Origin of the sequence: Rubellimicrobium arenae, assembly GCF_017916275.1 — a bacterium.
Classification (GTDB): domain Bacteria; phylum Pseudomonadota; class Alphaproteobacteria; order Rhodobacterales; family Rhodobacteraceae; genus Rubellimicrobium; species Rubellimicrobium arenae.
In genome coordinates this window covers 219,679-233,886 of record NZ_JAFMST010000001.1, presented here as the reverse complement: position 1 = coordinate 233,886, position 14,208 = coordinate 219,679, and the positions used below count along the sequence as shown (strand labels likewise).

At 65.1% G+C, this 14,208-nt stretch carries 17 protein-coding genes; 16 read left to right on the top strand and 1 reads right to left on the bottom strand.

The genetic code is table 11. From position 1 onward, the window contains the following. Window positions 1-3: 3 nt before the first annotated feature. From fabA to J3P31_RS01175, 8 genes are all read left to right on the top strand, one after another. Window positions 4-519, top strand: coding sequence for a bifunctional 3-hydroxydecanoyl-ACP dehydratase/trans-2-decenoyl-ACP isomerase (gene fabA / locus J3P31_RS01210; RefSeq protein WP_210526476.1), 516 nt, complete (start codon window positions 4-6; stop codon window positions 517-519). A 2-nt stretch (window positions 520-521) separates the two neighbouring features. After that, window positions 522-1,748, top strand: coding sequence for a beta-ketoacyl-ACP synthase I (gene fabB, locus J3P31_RS01205; protein WP_210526474.1), 1,227 nt, complete (start codon window positions 522-524; stop codon window positions 1,746-1,748). Between the two features lie 13 nt (window positions 1,749-1,761). Next, the gene (locus J3P31_RS01200) at window positions 1,762-2,544 is read left to right on the top strand and encodes an enoyl-ACP reductase FabI (RefSeq protein ID WP_438270248.1); all 783 of its coding nucleotides are present in this window, start codon (window positions 1,762-1,764) and stop codon (window positions 2,542-2,544) included. A 178-nt stretch (window positions 2,545-2,722) separates the two neighbouring features. Beyond that, window positions 2,723-3,163 (top strand): VOC family protein, encoded by a 441-nt coding sequence (locus tag J3P31_RS01195; protein WP_210526470.1) that lies wholly within the window; start codon window positions 2,723-2,725, stop codon window positions 3,161-3,163. A 6-nt stretch (window positions 3,164-3,169) separates the two neighbouring features. After that, complete coding sequence (locus J3P31_RS01190) at window positions 3,170-3,718, top strand: DUF1697 domain-containing protein (protein WP_210526468.1); 549 nt, start codon at window positions 3,170-3,172, stop codon at window positions 3,716-3,718. Then, on the top strand, window positions 3,718-4,560 hold the full coding sequence (locus J3P31_RS01185; protein WP_210526466.1) for an alpha/beta fold hydrolase: 843 nt from the start codon (window positions 3,718-3,720) through the stop codon (window positions 4,558-4,560). The genes J3P31_RS01190 and J3P31_RS01185 overlap by 1 nt, the downstream gene beginning before the upstream one ends. A 121-nt stretch (window positions 4,561-4,681) precedes the next feature. Continuing rightward, window positions 4,682-5,881, top strand: a complete 1,200-nt coding sequence (locus J3P31_RS01180; RefSeq protein ID WP_246849202.1) for an MFS transporter — start codon at window positions 4,682-4,684, stop codon at window positions 5,879-5,881. A 48-nt stretch (window positions 5,882-5,929) separates the two neighbouring features. Continuing rightward, window positions 5,930-7,156 (top strand): mandelate racemase/muconate lactonizing enzyme family protein, encoded by a 1,227-nt coding sequence (locus tag J3P31_RS01175; protein ID WP_210526462.1) that lies wholly within the window; start codon window positions 5,930-5,932, stop codon window positions 7,154-7,156. An 18-nt stretch (window positions 7,157-7,174) separates the two neighbouring features. Here the strand turns inward: J3P31_RS01175 and J3P31_RS21785 are convergent, their stop codons facing one another. After that, the gene (locus tag J3P31_RS21785) at window positions 7,175-8,122 is read right to left on the bottom strand and encodes a calcium-binding protein (protein ID WP_368372995.1); all 948 of its coding nucleotides are present in this window, start codon (window positions 8,120-8,122) and stop codon (window positions 7,175-7,177) included. A 225-nt stretch (window positions 8,123-8,347) separates the two neighbouring features. Between J3P31_RS21785 and J3P31_RS01165 the strand changes: the two genes are divergently transcribed. The 8 genes from J3P31_RS01165 (at window position 8,348) to J3P31_RS01130 (ending at window position 14,078) form a co-directional block, all read left to right on the top strand. Continuing rightward, a complete protein-coding gene (locus J3P31_RS01165) occupies window positions 8,348-8,791 on the top strand; it encodes a helix-turn-helix domain-containing protein (protein ID WP_246849203.1) in 444 nt (147 codons plus the stop codon). A 73-nt stretch (window positions 8,792-8,864) separates the two neighbouring features. After that, complete coding sequence (locus J3P31_RS01160; protein WP_210526458.1) at window positions 8,865-9,113, top strand: hypothetical protein; 249 nt, start codon at window positions 8,865-8,867, stop codon at window positions 9,111-9,113. Between the two features lie 98 nt (window positions 9,114-9,211). Continuing rightward, window positions 9,212-9,364 carry a hypothetical protein gene (locus J3P31_RS01155; protein WP_210526456.1) on the top strand — a complete coding sequence of 51 codons (153 nt, stop codon included), beginning with the start codon at window positions 9,212-9,214 and terminating at the stop codon, window positions 9,362-9,364. Between the two features lie 71 nt (window positions 9,365-9,435). Further along, on the top strand, window positions 9,436-9,852 hold the full coding sequence (locus J3P31_RS01150; protein WP_210526454.1) for a type II toxin-antitoxin system HicB family antitoxin: 417 nt from the start codon (window positions 9,436-9,438) through the stop codon (window positions 9,850-9,852). Window positions 9,853-10,036: 184 nt separating this feature from the next. Continuing rightward, window positions 10,037-11,026: a hypothetical protein gene (locus J3P31_RS01145; protein ID WP_210526452.1), complete on the top strand. Its 990-nt coding sequence runs from the start codon at window positions 10,037-10,039 to the stop codon at window positions 11,024-11,026. Window positions 11,027-12,718: 1,692 nt separating this feature from the next. Beyond that, window positions 12,719-12,931, top strand: coding sequence for a hypothetical protein (locus tag J3P31_RS01140; RefSeq protein WP_210526450.1), 213 nt, complete (start codon window positions 12,719-12,721; stop codon window positions 12,929-12,931). Between the two features lie 96 nt (window positions 12,932-13,027). Further along, window positions 13,028-13,333: a hypothetical protein gene (locus J3P31_RS01135; RefSeq protein ID WP_210526448.1), complete on the top strand. Its 306-nt coding sequence runs from the start codon at window positions 13,028-13,030 to the stop codon at window positions 13,331-13,333. Window positions 13,334-13,880: 547 nt separating this feature from the next. Further along, window positions 13,881-14,078, top strand: a complete 198-nt coding sequence (locus tag J3P31_RS01130) for a ribosome modulation factor (protein WP_210526446.1) — start codon at window positions 13,881-13,883, stop codon at window positions 14,076-14,078. The last annotated feature ends 130 nt before the right edge of the window (window positions 14,079-14,208 follow it).

The window sequence follows — 14,208 nt, the reverse complement described above, 5'->3', positions numbered from 1 at the left end:
CACATGTCCGACTTCCCGCGACACTTCGACAGGGAGGCCCTCCTCGCCTGCGCCAGGGGCGAACTCTTCGGCCTCGGCAACGCTCAACTACCCGCTCCGCCCATGCTGATGATGGACCGCATCACCGATGTATCGGACGACGGCGGAGCGAACGGCAAGGGCCATGTCGTGGCCGAACTGGACATCCACCCGGACCTCTGGTTCTTCCCATGCCACTTTCCGGGCAATCCCGTCATGCCGGGATGCCTCATGCTCGACGGCCTGTGGCAGCTGACCGGGTTCAACCTGGGCTGGCGCGGGTGGAAGGGCCAGGGATTCGCCCTGGGCGCGGGCGAGGTCAAGCTGACCGGGATGATCAAGCCCGATCGGAAGCTCGTGCGCTACCATGTTGATTTCACGAGGGTGATCGACCGCAGGCTGAAGATGGGCGTGGCTGATGGCCGCGTCGAGGCCGACGGTGAGATCGTCGCCGAGGTCAAGGACATGCGCGTCGGCCTGGCCGCCGCACAGGGAGGTTGATCATGAGACGGGTCGTCGTCACCGGACTGGGGATCATCTCGCCGATCGGCAACAGCGTGGCCGAGGTGCTCGACTCGCTGAAGGCCGGCCGCTCTGGCATCGAACGGTCCGAGGACATGGCCGAGCATGGCTTCCGATCCCAGGTTGCCGGCACGATCAAGATCGATCCGTCGGAGCACATCGACAAGCGCCGGCTCCGGTTCATGGGGCCTGGCGCGGCCTACGCCTATCTCGCCATGGAGCAGGCCATCGCCGACTCCGGCCTGAGCGAGGCGGAGGTGAGCCATGAGCGGACCGGCCTCATCGCCGGATCGGGCGGACCGTCGACCTCCAACCTGTTCGCGGCCGGCCAGACGGTGCTCAAGACGGGCAGCCCGAAGAAGATCGGCCCTCTGATGGTGCCGCGCGGGATGTCGTCGACCGTCAGCGCCAACCTGGCCACCTCGTTCCGGATCAAGGGAATCAACTATTCGATCACTTCGGCCTGCTCGACGTCGCTGCACTGCATCGGCGCGGCCGCCGAGCAGATCCAGATGAACAAGCAGGACGTCATGTTCGCCGGCGGCGGGGAGGAGCTGGACTGGACGCTGTCCGCCCTGTTCGACGCCATGGGCGCCATGTCGTCGCACTTCAACGATGACCCGACCCGCGCCTCGCGTGCCTTCGATCGCGACCGCGACGGGTTCGTGATCGCGGCCGGCGGGGCCATCGTCGTGCTCGAGGAGCGCGAGCGGGCGCTCGCGCGGGGCGCGAAGATCTACGCCGAAGTGACCGGATTCGCAGCGACTTCGGATGGCGCGGACATGGTGGCCCCGTCCGGCGAAGGCGGCGAGCGGGCGATGCGGCTGGCGATGGCCACCCTCCCTGAGGGGCGGGCGGTCAGCTACATCAACGCGCACGGAACCTCGACCCCCGTAGGCGACGTCACTGAGGTTGAGGCCGTGCGCCGCGTCTTTGGGGACGACCATCCGCCGATCTCCTCCACCAAGTCGATGACCGGGCACAGCCAGGGCGCGACCGGCGCACAGGAAGCGATTTACTGCCTCCTCATGCTCCAGGACGACTTCATCGCACCGTCGATCAATGTGGAAAACCTCGACCCGGCCCTGCGCGAAGGCGAGATTGCCACGCGTCTGGTCGAAAATGCCGGTCTCGACACCGTCATGACGAATTCATTTGGCTTCGGCGGGACGAATGGGTCGATGCTCCTTAGCAAACACTCCGATTGAACGGACATAATTGATGAACCTTCAGGGCAAGCGCGCGCTCGTCATGGGCGTCGCCAATGACCACTCGATCGCCTGGGGCATCGCCCAAGCGTTGCATGGCGCGGGGGCGGAACTGGCCTTCACCTACCAGGGGGAGGCTTTCGGCAAGCGCGTGAAGCCGCTGGCCGCGTCGCTTGGCTCGGATTTCCTGGTGGATGCGGACGTCACCGACGACGCCTCCCTGGATCGGGCGTTCGGCCTCGTGGCGGAGCGTTGGGGCCGGATCGACATCCTGATCCATGCCATCGCCTTTTCCAACAAGGACGAACTGCATGGCCGGTTCATCAACACCACGCGCGAGAACTTCAAGACCTCGATGGTTATCTCCTGCTACTCGCTGATCGATCTGGCCCGCCGGGCGCGTGCGCTAATGCCCGACGGCGGCAGCATCGTGACCCTGACCTACCAGGGGTCGAACCGCGTGACGCCGCACTACAACGTCATGGGCGTAGCCAAGGCTGCGCTCGAGTCGGCTGTGCGCTACCTGGCCAATGACCTCGGTCCGGAGGGCATTCGGGTCAATGCGATCTCGCCGGGGCCGATGAAGACCTTGGCCGGCGCTGCGATCGGTGGTGCGCGCGCGACCTTCCGGCACACCGAAGCGAATGCGCCACTCCGCTCGAACGCGACGCTGGATGCGATCGGAGGAACGGCAGTCTGGCTCTGCTCGGAGGCTGGCCGCTGCACCACCGGCGAGGTTGTCCGAGTGGATGGCGGGTTCCACGTTCTTGGGATGCCTCAGGCGGACAACCTCTGAACTGAGGCCACCTTCGCCAGGGATCGGTGGCCTCGACCGATCCGGGCGGCCGATCGACTGCCGGTATGCTAGGCAGGCGTGCACCCCATGACGTCGGCCAAGGGTGATCCGCTCAGCCGTTCGCCGGACTTGGTTACTCCTGCAGGCTGCTCTAGGCTGGTGGCCGGGAGGATCCGACATGGGCCAGCATATCTTCGTCAATCTGCCGATCAGCGACCTGCCTCGGGCGCGCGCGTTCTATGCGGCCCTGGGGCTCGCCTTCGATGAGCGGTTCTCGGACGACAGCAGCGCCTGCGTGGTGATCTCGGACCAGATCAAGATCATGCTTCTGGCCCGCGACAAGTTTGCGGAGTTCGCTCCCCGGCCGGTCGGTCATCCGTCACGCGAGACCTCGGTTTTGGTGGCCCTGTCCTGCGACAGCCGTGCGGCCGTCGAACGTTTCATGGAGGCGGGGCTCGGCGCCGGGGGCAGCGACAATGGCAAGGTCCAGGACTACCCGTTCATGTACGGCCGCAGCATCTCGGATCCGGACGGCAACGTGCTCGAGCCGATGTGGATGGATGTCACGGCCTACGAACGCACCCTCGGGGATGAACTCAATAGTGCCATCGACGCCTGAGCCGCCATGACGGCTTGGGTCATCCTGTTCCGAGGGGTCGGTGGTCCGACCCAGCTCCCGACTCGTCCCCTGCGGGACGCGCTGACCCGCGCAGGATTTGGTCATGCGGTCACCTACATCAACAGCGGCAACGCCGTCGCGACCAGTCCCGCTGCCCGCGAAGAGGTCAGGGATTGCATCGCTGACCTTTGCCGGGCGGAGTTCGGCTTTGGCAAGGCCGTGCATGTGGTCGACGGGTTCACGTGGCTTGGGATGATCACGTCGAACCCCTTCCCCGAAGCCAGCGCTGCGCCGACGACGCTTCACCTCGCTGTCCTGGACGGGGTGCCTGATCCCGCGCGCGTGGGGGCTTTGGGGGCCTTGGGCGGGCCTGACAGGATCGCCATCCGGGACGGGGCCGCCTACCTCCACACGCCGGACGGCTTCGGTCGGTCGAACCTCGGCGCACGCTTTGACAAGGGAATCGGCGTCCCGAACACGGCGCGCAATTGGAACACGGTCCTGGCCCTCGGTAACCTGGTCCGGATCGCAGCAGATGCAGAAGGAACGGCCTGATGCCATTTGTTCGAGCCGCGGATGGCGCCAGCCTCCACTACACGGATGAGGGACATGGCCTGCCCGTCCTGGCTCTGGCCGGGTTGACCCGGAACGGGGGCGACTTCGACCACCTGGCTCCGCATCTCGAGGGGGTGCGCCTCATCCGGCTCGACGCCCGGGGGCGCGGCCAGTCCGACTGGACCGGCCCCGCCACCTACACCGTTCCGCAGGAGGCCGCGGATGTCGTGGCGCTGCTGGACCATCTTGGCCTACAGCGGGCCGCCGTGATCGGCACCTCGCGCGGGGGGCTGGTCGCGATGGTCCTGGCGATGACCGCCAAGGATCGGCTGCTGGGCGTGGCGCTCAACGACATCGGTCCGGTGATCGAACGTCGCGGGCTTGGCGTCATTGCCGGCTATCTCGGGCGTCGTCCGGCGCAGCCCACCTGGGAGGAAGCGGCACGGATGCGGGCGCAGCTCTGGACCGGCTTCCGGGGCGTGCCCCACGAACGCTGGCTGCACGAGGTGCGAAATCATTACGAGGAAACCCCGGAGGGGCTCGGCCTCCGCTACGACCCTCGCCTTCGCGACGCGTTCCTTCCTTCCGAGGACACGCCCCTGCCCGACCTCTGGCCGGCCTTCGATGCCTTGGCCGGTCTCCCGGTGGCCGCGCTCCGGGGCGAAACGTCTGACCTGCTGTCGCGCGCCACCTTCGAGGACATGAAGCGGCGCCGGCCTGACCTCATCGCGGTCGAGGTGCCGGGGCGCGGCCATGTGCCCTTTCTCGACGAGCCGGAGTCGCTCCAGGCGCTCCAGACATGGCTGGACAAGTGCCGCCAACGGCTGGACGCCATCGAATAAGGCAGGAACTTGCCGGGCCTGGCCCAGGCCCGCAGCGGCTGAGCTCTCGTCCGGGGACCCACTGGCCCCCGACGCGACGCTGCGCTAGCTCGGCACCATGCGCTCTCCCTTGCCGTTTCTCATGACGACCCTGTTCCTGGACGCGGTCGGGATCGGGCTCGTCTACCCGGTAATGCCCGACCTCATCGCGCAGGTGGAGGGCGGGACCATCGGGAACGCCGCCCTCTGGGGTGGAGTCCTGGCCACCGTTTACGCGGTCATGCAGTTCCTCTGCGCGCCGGTCATCGGAGCGATCTCGGACCGCTACGGGCGCAGGCCCGTGCTGCTGATCTCTCTGGCCGTCATGGCCCTGGACTATCTGGGCAGCGCATTCGCGCGGTCCATGGGGGTCCTCATGCTCCTGAGGGTCGTGGCGGGAATCGCCGCGGCGACCCATGCGACCTGCAACGCCGCGGCCGCCGACGTGACGCCCCCGGACAAGCGCGCCCAGACCTTCGGCCTTCTGGGGGCCGCGTTCATGGGTGGCTTCATCCTGGGCCCTGTCATCGGCGGCCTCCTGGGGGAGCTCGGCACCCGGGCGCCCTTCCTTGCGGCGGCGGCCCTTGCCCTTGCCAACCTCGCCTTTGGGGCGCTGACGCTTCCGGAGACGGTGACGGATGCGACGCGGCGCCCCATCGAGCTGAAGCGGGCCAATCCCCTTGGGGCGATGCGGTCGGTGAGCCGGTTGACCGGGGTCGGCCCCCTGCTCCTCATCCTGTTCCTCTTCGACCTGAGCTACATCTCGTATGTCGCCACCTGGTCCTATTGGGGCAAGGCAGCCTTCGGCTGGACCCCCTGGGAGATCGGGATCTCCTTGGCCGCCTTCGGGATCGCTGCCGCCTGGGCCCAGGCGCAGGGCATCCGGATCTACATGCGCTGGTTCGGAGAGTGGGGAACGATCATGTTCGGCCTGCTGTTCGGTCTCGTGTGGTTCGTCGTCTATGCGCTGCTTCCCCCGACCCCATGGGGCGGATGGCTCGCGATCCTGCTCTGCCCGCTGTCCTCCCTGGCCGAGGTCACCGTCCCGGCGCTTCAGGGCCGCATCTCACGACTGGTGCCGGCGGATTCACAGGGCGAGGCGCAGGGCGTGGTCGCCTCGGTCAGATCGGCGGCGCTGGTCGTCGGACCGCTGCTGATGACCAGCGTCTTCGCCTGGGGCGCTTCGGTCCCGGGCGGCCATCTTTATGGGGCGCCATACCTCCTGGGGGCCCTCCTGACGATCCCCTGCATCCTCCTGCTCCGCCGGGCGCGTGGCCCAGATCCCGCGCCCGCGACGTCGTAGGTCGGTTTCCTGCCTGCAGACGGGCCAAGGCGCGGGCAGGATCCGGGCATGAAACTCGACAGCCTCGACATCATCGTCACCTCGCCCCCGGATCCAGGTTGGGGCGGCCGCTACTGGATCCTGGTGAAGCTCACCTCCGACACCGGCGTCGTCGGCTGGGGCGAGGTCTATGCCGCCGCCGTTGGGCCGGACGCCATGGCGGCGGTCATCCGGGATGTCTTCGTCCGGCACATGGCGGGCGAGAACCCTGAGAACGTCGAGCTGATGTTCCGGCGCGCCTATTCATCGGGCTTCACCCAAAGACCCGACCCGACGGTGATCGGGGCCTTTTCGGGCCTGGAGATCGCCTGCTGGGACATGGTCGGCAAGGACCGGAACCGACCGGTGCACGCCCTGATCGGGGGGCAGGTCAGCCCACGGATCCGGGCCTATACCTACCTTTATCCGACCCGTCCGGCTCATGTCCTTCCGGGGTTCTGGGCCGACGCCGGCCAGGCGGCGGAGGCCGCGCAGGACATGGTGGCCAAAGGCTACACCGCCGTGAAGTTCGACCCGGCTGGCCCTTACACGATCCGGTCGGGCCACATGCCCTCGATGCACGACATCTCGCGCTCCGTGGCCTTCTGCCGGTCGATCCGGGAGGCGGTGGGCGACCGGGCCGATCTCCTGTTCGGCACCCATGGCCAGTTCGCGACCGGCGGCGCGATCCGGATGGGTGCCGCGATCGAGCCCTACAGCCCGCTCTGGTACGAGGAGCCGGTGCCGCCCGACGACATGGAGTCGCTCGCCCAGGTGGCGCGCGCCGTCCGCATCCCGGTCGCCACAGGAGAGCGGCTGACGACCAAGCGCGAGTTCGCGCAGGCGCTCGCAGCCGGCACGGCCATCCTGCAACCGGCGCTGGGACGGTCCGGGGGCATCTGGGAGACCCGCAAGATCGCCGCCCTGGCCGAAGCCGCCAACGCTCAGGTCGCGCCCCATCTCTATGCCGGGCCCGTGGAGTGGGCAGCCAACATCCAGCTTTGCGCTGCGATCCCCAATTGCCTCATGGCCGAGACCATCGAGACCGACTTCCACGACCGGCTGATCAGGGGAAACATCCGGATCGAGGATGGCTACATCCGCCTGCCCGACGGCCCTGGCCTTGGGATCGATGTGGACGAAGACCTGGCCCGCGCCCATCCGTTCAGAGGCGACGGCCTCCATCTGCAGATGCAGGAGGCCGAGGTGGATTACCGTGGCCACGCCATCTTCGAGGGTGGCGCCCCGCGGACCTGAGCCTGCGGGGTCGCCGCCTCAGAGCCAGACGTCGTTCCTGGACAGGCCATCCAGGTCGCGCAGCCGAATGACGAGATCCGCCGCCGCATCGCCGTCGACGTCCGCCTTGAGCAAGATATCGGTCCCGGCTGCGGTCCACCACACGGCATGACCCTTGGCGGCCTTTCCCGCCCAATCGAATGCATCGTTGCCTTGATGCGTAATGTTCGAGTCGATCGACCTCAGGTCGATGTGGTCACCGCTCTCGATCGCCGAGGTGAAGTTCTCGACAGCGTCCGCCGCACCGATGCGGCTGTCGCGGACCGACCTGAACAGGAACACGTCCGGATTGTCGTCCATCCCGCCGATCAGGACGTCGCGCCCCTCACCGCCTGCAAGGCTGTCCGCCCCACGACCTGCCCGCAGGACGTCGCCGCCGTCTCCTCCATTCAGGACGTCGTGGCCAGCACCACCAGAAATGCTGTCCTGGCCTGCTCCGCCAAAGAGCGAATCGTCGCCTCCGCGTCCCTCAAGCGTATCATTGCCGTCGAAACCCCTTGCCCGATCCGACTGATCCGACAATCGGAAGCTGTCGTCGCCGGAGAGTGCGGCCCGGACGATCGCAGCGTCGTCCTTGGCCGAGACGGTCAGCGAGGCGCTCCAGAGTTTGACCGCCGGAAGTTCCACACCTTGAAGGCTCCACCAGAGTTTCCACTGGTTCGAACCCTGGTAGATGAATTCCACGATCCCGGTGACGGATCCATCGACGAGCCGCTGCTGCTCGTCGTCGAAAACCAGTCGCTTGCCACCGAAGTCGCTGCTGATGCTCCCGTCGTTCGACAGCACCTCGTAGACATCCTGATACCTTTCGCCATTCAGGCGAACCGAGATGTCGTCGAGAAAACTGGATTTCTCCGACCTGACGCGAAGACGGTGAAGGTCGAGGTCGTCAAGATCAATGGAGGCGTCCGCCTCGATCCGTGCCACAGGAGTTGTCCGTTTCCGAGTTGCTGTCCTCCCCACTCAGGGGAACCCACCCTCGCCTGTCAAGCGAAGCGAACGGGCCGGATGGCGATCCCGGAGGGACCTCATTTCCTCCAATTCATCAGTGGCTTATGGTGTAAAAGCGGCAAGCGGTGTGCGAAGGAAGATCAATGACTTGCACTGTGTCCTGTAAAAGCCGCAACGATTGCCGGACCGAGAGGAAAGGCAATGCCGGACACTGCAGACTTCTATCCATGGGCGCACGAGCCCCTTGACCTGGACGCCCTAGAGGCGGCGGCCGCTGCGATGCAGGACTGCACCCTGAGCGGTGGGCAGCACGCAGTTGGCCGCACGATGGCCCTCCTGATCGCCGAGGTGCGGCGGCTGCGGGAAGTGGCCGAAGAACTCGAAGCGCTGCAGGCCCATGACGCTGCCATAGCAGATCGGCGGGAAAGCATCCCGGCCAAGGTGGTGAAACGAATTCTAAAGGGAGAACATCCGATACGAGCGCTCCGCACCTGGCGTGGCCTGACCGGCGCTGACCTGGCGGCCAAGGCCGGCATGCACCGGGCCCAGCTTCACGATATTGAGCATGGCCGGAAGCGGGGATCGATCGACACCTTGAAGCGGATCGCCGAGGCGCTGGGCGTCACTGTCGACGACATCATCTGAGCTATGTTCTGGTCTTGTTCTAATTCAGGGGCCGGCCTTAGGCTGTCGGGGACGGAATCAGGACCCCTGCCCCATGCTCGAGCCCGAGGAGATGATCAGCAGCCTGCTGGACAAGATCGAGGAGCTGGAGGCGCGGCTGCGGGAAGCGCGAGAGTGGGCCGTGCCGGCGCTGGCGCTCTACGCCGGCCAGTGCGCAGAGCAGTGGCACCTGCCGGTCGGCCACCTGCATCCGGTCCATTACGACGCCCTGATGCGGATGGGAGCTCAGATGGACGGGTTCGTCAGAGCCGAGGGGATTGCCAACCAGCCGGCCAGCCCGTGAGCCGGAAGCACCCACCCATCCCTGATACGGACGGCCTGACCCTAGCGAAAGCCATCGCCCGCGACCTCGTAGCCTTCCGCAGTCGGGGCGAGAAGCCGGTGTCGATCGCGATCGGGCCGGCCGTGTTCGAGAGGCTGCACCGGGACGACCTAGTATTCACTCACAGCGGGCCCTCCCGGTACTCGATCTTCAACGTGCGGGTCGTGGTGGACGACCAAGTCGAGCGGTGGGAGATCAGGGGCAAGTCCTGACGCTGCCTGATCAACAGTTCTATTGGCTGCAACGCTGGATGCCAGATAAGGGCCCAGGAGGATGGGTCATCATGGATTATGCAATCAGCCTGACACCCGACGACAACGATACCCTGCTCGTCACCTGCCCGCAGCTGCCCGAGGTCACGTCCTATGGCGAGACCGAGGCGGACGCTCTGACCATGGGACGGCTGGCGGTCGAGGAGGCTCTCGCCGCCCGGCTGTCCCACTTCTGGCGGATCCCCCGGCCGGAGCTGACCGATGGCCCCAAGGTGAAGGTCGGGCTGCAGATCGAGATCAAGGTCCGGCTCATGTGGGCCTTGGAAGCGGAGGGCATCACCAGGGCCGAGCTCGCCCGCCGGCTGTCCTGGCACCGGCCCCAGGTCGATCGCCTTTTCCACGCCCGGCACGCCACGCGCCTGGACCAGTACGAGCAGGCCTTTGCCGCGCTGGGCCAGAGGGCGTCAGTGCACGTCGAGGCGGCGTGAGGCGGGCGCAGATTGCTAGGAGGCGACCAGGTCGAGCGGTGGGAGGTGCGGGGCAGAGCCCAAGCCTGATGATCGCCCCTACGACATCCGACACAAACTGTCGCAGTCGCGCCCTACTGTTGCCCATCTTATCACCGCTGGGCTAGGGACCGGTTTCTGTACCCGCACAACGAGTCCACGCCTGATGAGCCCGAGATCCCTGAACCGGCTGCTGAACAGCCTAGCACTGCTCGTCCTGACGACGCTGGCGGTTGCTCCGATCCTGCTGCTTTCACAGCAGGTCGTCGAGTCGTTGATCCGAGACAACCTCAACTATTTCTATTTCTACGATAATCTATTCTTGGTCGAAACCTTCAAAGGTGCATACCTATTCTTTTCGGCGGTAGTAGGCGCCTCCGAACCTCTATCGTTCCTTTACCTTTACGTTTTTTCCAAGATCGGCGTTGCTTACCCCACTGCCATCCTGATCAAGAACCTAGTGTTCACTTGGGTTATCTGGCGGTTCGTTGCCACCAAGTTGCGCCTCACACCGCTTACCCTGCTCTTCCTGATCTACATTGCGACAGATTTCTATCTCTTCCGCCTCATGGGAGAATTGCAAAGGCTAAGCATGGCGGCCATTCTGCTGCTGTTGCCGTTTGCTCTAACGCCGCGCTATCCGCTGTTGAGCTACGTCGCGGCAGTGCTGTCCCACCTTCAAGTGATCATCCTCGCACCTCTGTTGGTCCTCGAGCGTCGGCGCTTCATCTTGGGTACACTTGGCCTACTCCTCGTCGCTCCAGTCATTGTCTATCTGGGCGCCAGGAAACTGAGTGTCTACTTAGATCTCAGGCCCGAAGCAGTTGCGAAGACCTTGGCGCTCTCGGTGCCGTTCTTTGTTATCTCCCTAGTTGCGGGCAAGGCGATGCTGATTTCTTGGCTGCGGCTTACTTTCGTGATCGCGGCGGCAGCATTTCTCCTCGGGACCGAGAGGGTTATCGTCTTTTACTGGGAAATTAGCATCCTGACTCTTTTCATCTTCGCCAAAGAAGTTGGCTACAATAGAGCGAGGATGCTGCCATTCTACTTGTTCCTGATATGCTTCGCCATTCCATACAACAGCTATCGGCTGTACACCGAATGGAATTTCTTGCACAACAACTACCAGTCGAGCGTGAATGCGGCTGAGAACTGAGATCCTCTCCAACCTAGAAGCACGGCCTGTTCCGTGCTGAGTAATGACGCTCCTCCGCGGTCTGCAGACGGGCGCACTGTAGCCGAAGCAATCGCTCGCGAACTCAGCCGCATGGGAAATTGAGGTAAGCAGCCGACATGCATAGTCCTGGGGCTGTCCGTCCAGGCCCGCCTGTGCAAGGACAAACATGGCTACTGGGCGGCTGGTCCGTCAACGCACTCGTTGTTCGGTGTCCCGGTCGTGGTGGACGATCAGGTCGAGGGGTGGGAGATCAGGGGCAAGCCCTGACGCTGTTCGCTCGAACCATCTGCCGTCGGACGTGTCGGACATTGGACAAAGGCTCAGGAAGATGGGGCAGCAGGGACAACGCAATTTCCTTACTCCAGGCGGTACGGATAACCCTGCCGGTCACATTCCCTCAGTGACCCGAGGTGACCTGCTCGCGGGGGGAGAAAGAAGCGTCGGACTGTATTTGCGGGTTCCTGGTGTGAGTGCGGATGCGGATTTCATCCCGCACCTCAGTGCAACTGGGTCGGGTGCTGGATCCCGAGGGTATTCTCCTCGCCCTCGACGTCACGCAGGAGGATGTAACCGTGCTCCCGCAAAGTCTCCAATATCCCATCGTCGAGGAGTTGGACGAACCCAATAGCGGTCCAGGGCCCATTCCTGTTAGGCAGGCTCGTACCAGTCGGATCGAGGCTGATGGCCTTCCAGCCATCCTGGCCGTCGAAGGCGGTTACAGTGGGAGGCCTGATCGGAGGAGCGCGTCTACCCATCACGACGCCGTACTTCTAGGAAGTCCTGCCTCATCTCCACTCTACTCCGCGCTTGCTGTTCTCAGGGCTGAGTCGCGGACCATGTTCGCAGCAACAGCTTATTGACCTGAGTAGAAATGGCAACCAGCAGCTCTTGCGACTGGAACTCCGAGGGTAGCTAGACAAAGGAGATGGGTGGATTCTACACGACGTGAAGCCGGCTGGTCCGGCGACCCAGTCCGGCTCCACGGAGCCGGCCGCCCGGGAGAAGCGATCGCACTCTGATCCTGGTGCTCGGCCCCGCTTCGGCGGGGCCGCTTTTTACCCCACCGCTGGCAGCATCCGGCCCTGCGTGCGCTAAGCCTACCCGCTTTCCAGGGACCACGAGAGCGACCTGCACTTCCAGAGCCTTTTGGAGTTGCCAGTTCAACCTCTGGGAGGCTGAGCCCAGGTCTGAGTAGCCAACCGGGCCGAGCCATACCTCCAAAGGCCAAATTGCCCCGTATCAGAACCTACCCTAACCAACTGTGAGGAAGGGGTTTGCCGTCAAGGGAGACCCCTTCCGAGCCTGGGGCGAGCCAGATCCGCCTCGGGCGCCCTGCTGGGATCATATTTTAAGGCGAGCCAAGAGCCCCCGAGAGTGTTCCTTTGCCTCAGGGGCTACAAGCTCCGCAACGGGATAGGGCATGGACACAGCCCAACACAGACTTGCCGCCGCTCTGACTTTGGTTGCCTTGGCAGAGCCCCACAAGAGCCGTGAACGTCCGTCATCTGAGGTGTGCAGCCAGTGTTCCAGGCTGCGGTGGATCAGCCGGACAGTGCCGCCGTTCTGACAACCCCGGCACGTCGGACTCCCTTGATGGGGCAGACTGACAAGGCCCGTCGTCGCCCGGCGACGGGCCGCCTTCGTGATGTGATTAGGACCCAGGTTGCTGCCATGATCTTTGCCACCGACCTTGCTCACTCCATTCTCCAGGCTCGCAACGAGGCGGAGGCACGCGGGGCCCCTCCCACTGTCCTGATCCTGGATCGCTGCACGCATGAGACCCTGAGCCGCTCCGAGTTCGGTGGCTGGAGCGGGGCGAGGCCGGTGCTCTTCGGGCTGCAGGTCGAGGTTGACATTAAGGCCGAGGGCTGGACGCTGGTGTGAGGCGAGTGGAGCGGGCGGCAAAGCGGCAATTCGGACGGGCGTGACACTTCAGCAGGATGTGAGTAAACAGGCCCTCCTTCCAAAGAGATGGCTCCGTTGACCCCTGACGACCTCGCCTCGGCAGTGGCCGCAACGCTCGGCCGCGAGTTTGCCGACGTCGTAGTCTCAGCCGGCGCCGCGCCCTCTGGATGGCCCCGGCCAGCCGAGCCCCGGCTGTGCATTGCCCGTCCGGGCTTTCTGGACTTCCATCTGGAGGTGGGCGCGCATCTGCACGAGGCGGGGATCGTGGCCACGGTGACCGAGACGCTCCTGCGGTGCCTGCGGCAGGCAGGCGCCAAGAGGACGAGCGAGATCGAGTTGCATGGCGCGGCTGTCGGGGCGTCCTGCAGCGACGAACGCTGACACTGCGATCCTGGCCGCCCGGCTGTTAGGGTAAGTGGGGGCATCGCGGCCACCGCGCCCCCGGACGGCTTGCCACCCAGGCAGACAGCATGACGCCTGGATCAGCCACTCGGGGGCACATGAGCTGCCGTGGACGCCCCCTCGGTGTCCGTGTACCACACCGGCCAGGCCGTCGAGGCGATAGCCTGTGATGGGCAGCCACGTGGTTGAGGACCTAACCTCGGAGGCTCCGCAGTCCAGGCTGACCATTTTGCAAGGGAGTTCGGGCCGGGCGCATGGGTGGGGGCGTCGCGGCCACCGCGCCCCCGGACGGCTTGCGACCCGGGCAGATGGCTGGGTGCCCGGCTTAGCCACTCGGGGGCACGTGAGCCGCCACGGACGCCCCCTCGGTATCCGCTAGTGCTCCCCCGAGCGCTGCAGCAACGACCCAGGATCCGGCAGCCACGTGGAGCTAACCTAACAGAAAATCGGTCTCAGGTCTACGGACCGCTTAGGAACCCGGACGAGGCGAGCCGGTTGGTTCTGCGGCGCAGCACACGAGACCGCGATGCCGCAGGACAATGCCCTCGATGCCTGGTGCAAGGGATACGCCGCCGGCCGGGCCGGCCACCGGGCCCTGGAGAACCCCTACCCGCTCGAGAGCAAGCTCGCCGAAGTCTGGGCGCGGGGGGGGCGCAAGAGCCAGACGCCGGAGCATCTACGGCTGCCGTACTTCGAACCTCGCCGGCCGGGCATCGATCAGTGACGCCAAGAACTTTCCACGTCGCACAAAAGGCGAGCACCGGCTTCGGCCTGCACAACTAAGTTGCTTAGACGCGCAATCTTAGATTGCAGCAAATTCGGCCGCAGGTTAGGAGATCAGCGGGGTCGACCAA

Coding starts and splice junctions, on each gene's coding strand:
- fabA (WP_210526476.1), top strand. CDS start 4: ATGTCCGACTTCCCGCGACACTTCGACAGGGAGGCCCTCCTCGCCTGC.
- fabB (WP_210526474.1), top strand. CDS start 522: ATGAGACGGGTCGTCGTCACCGGACTGGGGATCATCTCGCCGATCGGC.
- J3P31_RS01200 (WP_438270248.1), top strand. CDS start 1,762: ATGAACCTTCAGGGCAAGCGCGCGCTCGTCATGGGCGTCGCCAATGAC.
- J3P31_RS01195 (WP_210526470.1), top strand. CDS start 2,723: ATGGGCCAGCATATCTTCGTCAATCTGCCGATCAGCGACCTGCCTCGG.
- J3P31_RS01190 (WP_210526468.1), top strand. CDS start 3,170: ATGACGGCTTGGGTCATCCTGTTCCGAGGGGTCGGTGGTCCGACCCAG.
- J3P31_RS01185 (WP_210526466.1), top strand. CDS start 3,718: ATGCCATTTGTTCGAGCCGCGGATGGCGCCAGCCTCCACTACACGGAT.
- J3P31_RS01180 (WP_246849202.1), top strand. CDS start 4,682: ATGACGACCCTGTTCCTGGACGCGGTCGGGATCGGGCTCGTCTACCCG.
- J3P31_RS01175 (WP_210526462.1), top strand. CDS start 5,930: ATGAAACTCGACAGCCTCGACATCATCGTCACCTCGCCCCCGGATCCA.
- J3P31_RS01165 (WP_246849203.1), top strand. CDS start 8,348: ATGCCGGACACTGCAGACTTCTATCCATGGGCGCACGAGCCCCTTGAC.
- J3P31_RS01160 (WP_210526458.1), top strand. CDS start 8,865: ATGCTCGAGCCCGAGGAGATGATCAGCAGCCTGCTGGACAAGATCGAG.
- J3P31_RS01150 (WP_210526454.1), top strand. CDS start 9,436: ATGGATTATGCAATCAGCCTGACACCCGACGACAACGATACCCTGCTC.
- J3P31_RS01145 (WP_210526452.1), top strand. CDS start 10,037: ATGAGCCCGAGATCCCTGAACCGGCTGCTGAACAGCCTAGCACTGCTC.
- J3P31_RS01140 (WP_210526450.1), top strand. CDS start 12,719: ATGATCTTTGCCACCGACCTTGCTCACTCCATTCTCCAGGCTCGCAAC.
- J3P31_RS01130 (WP_210526446.1), top strand. CDS start 13,881: ATGCCGCAGGACAATGCCCTCGATGCCTGGTGCAAGGGATACGCCGCC.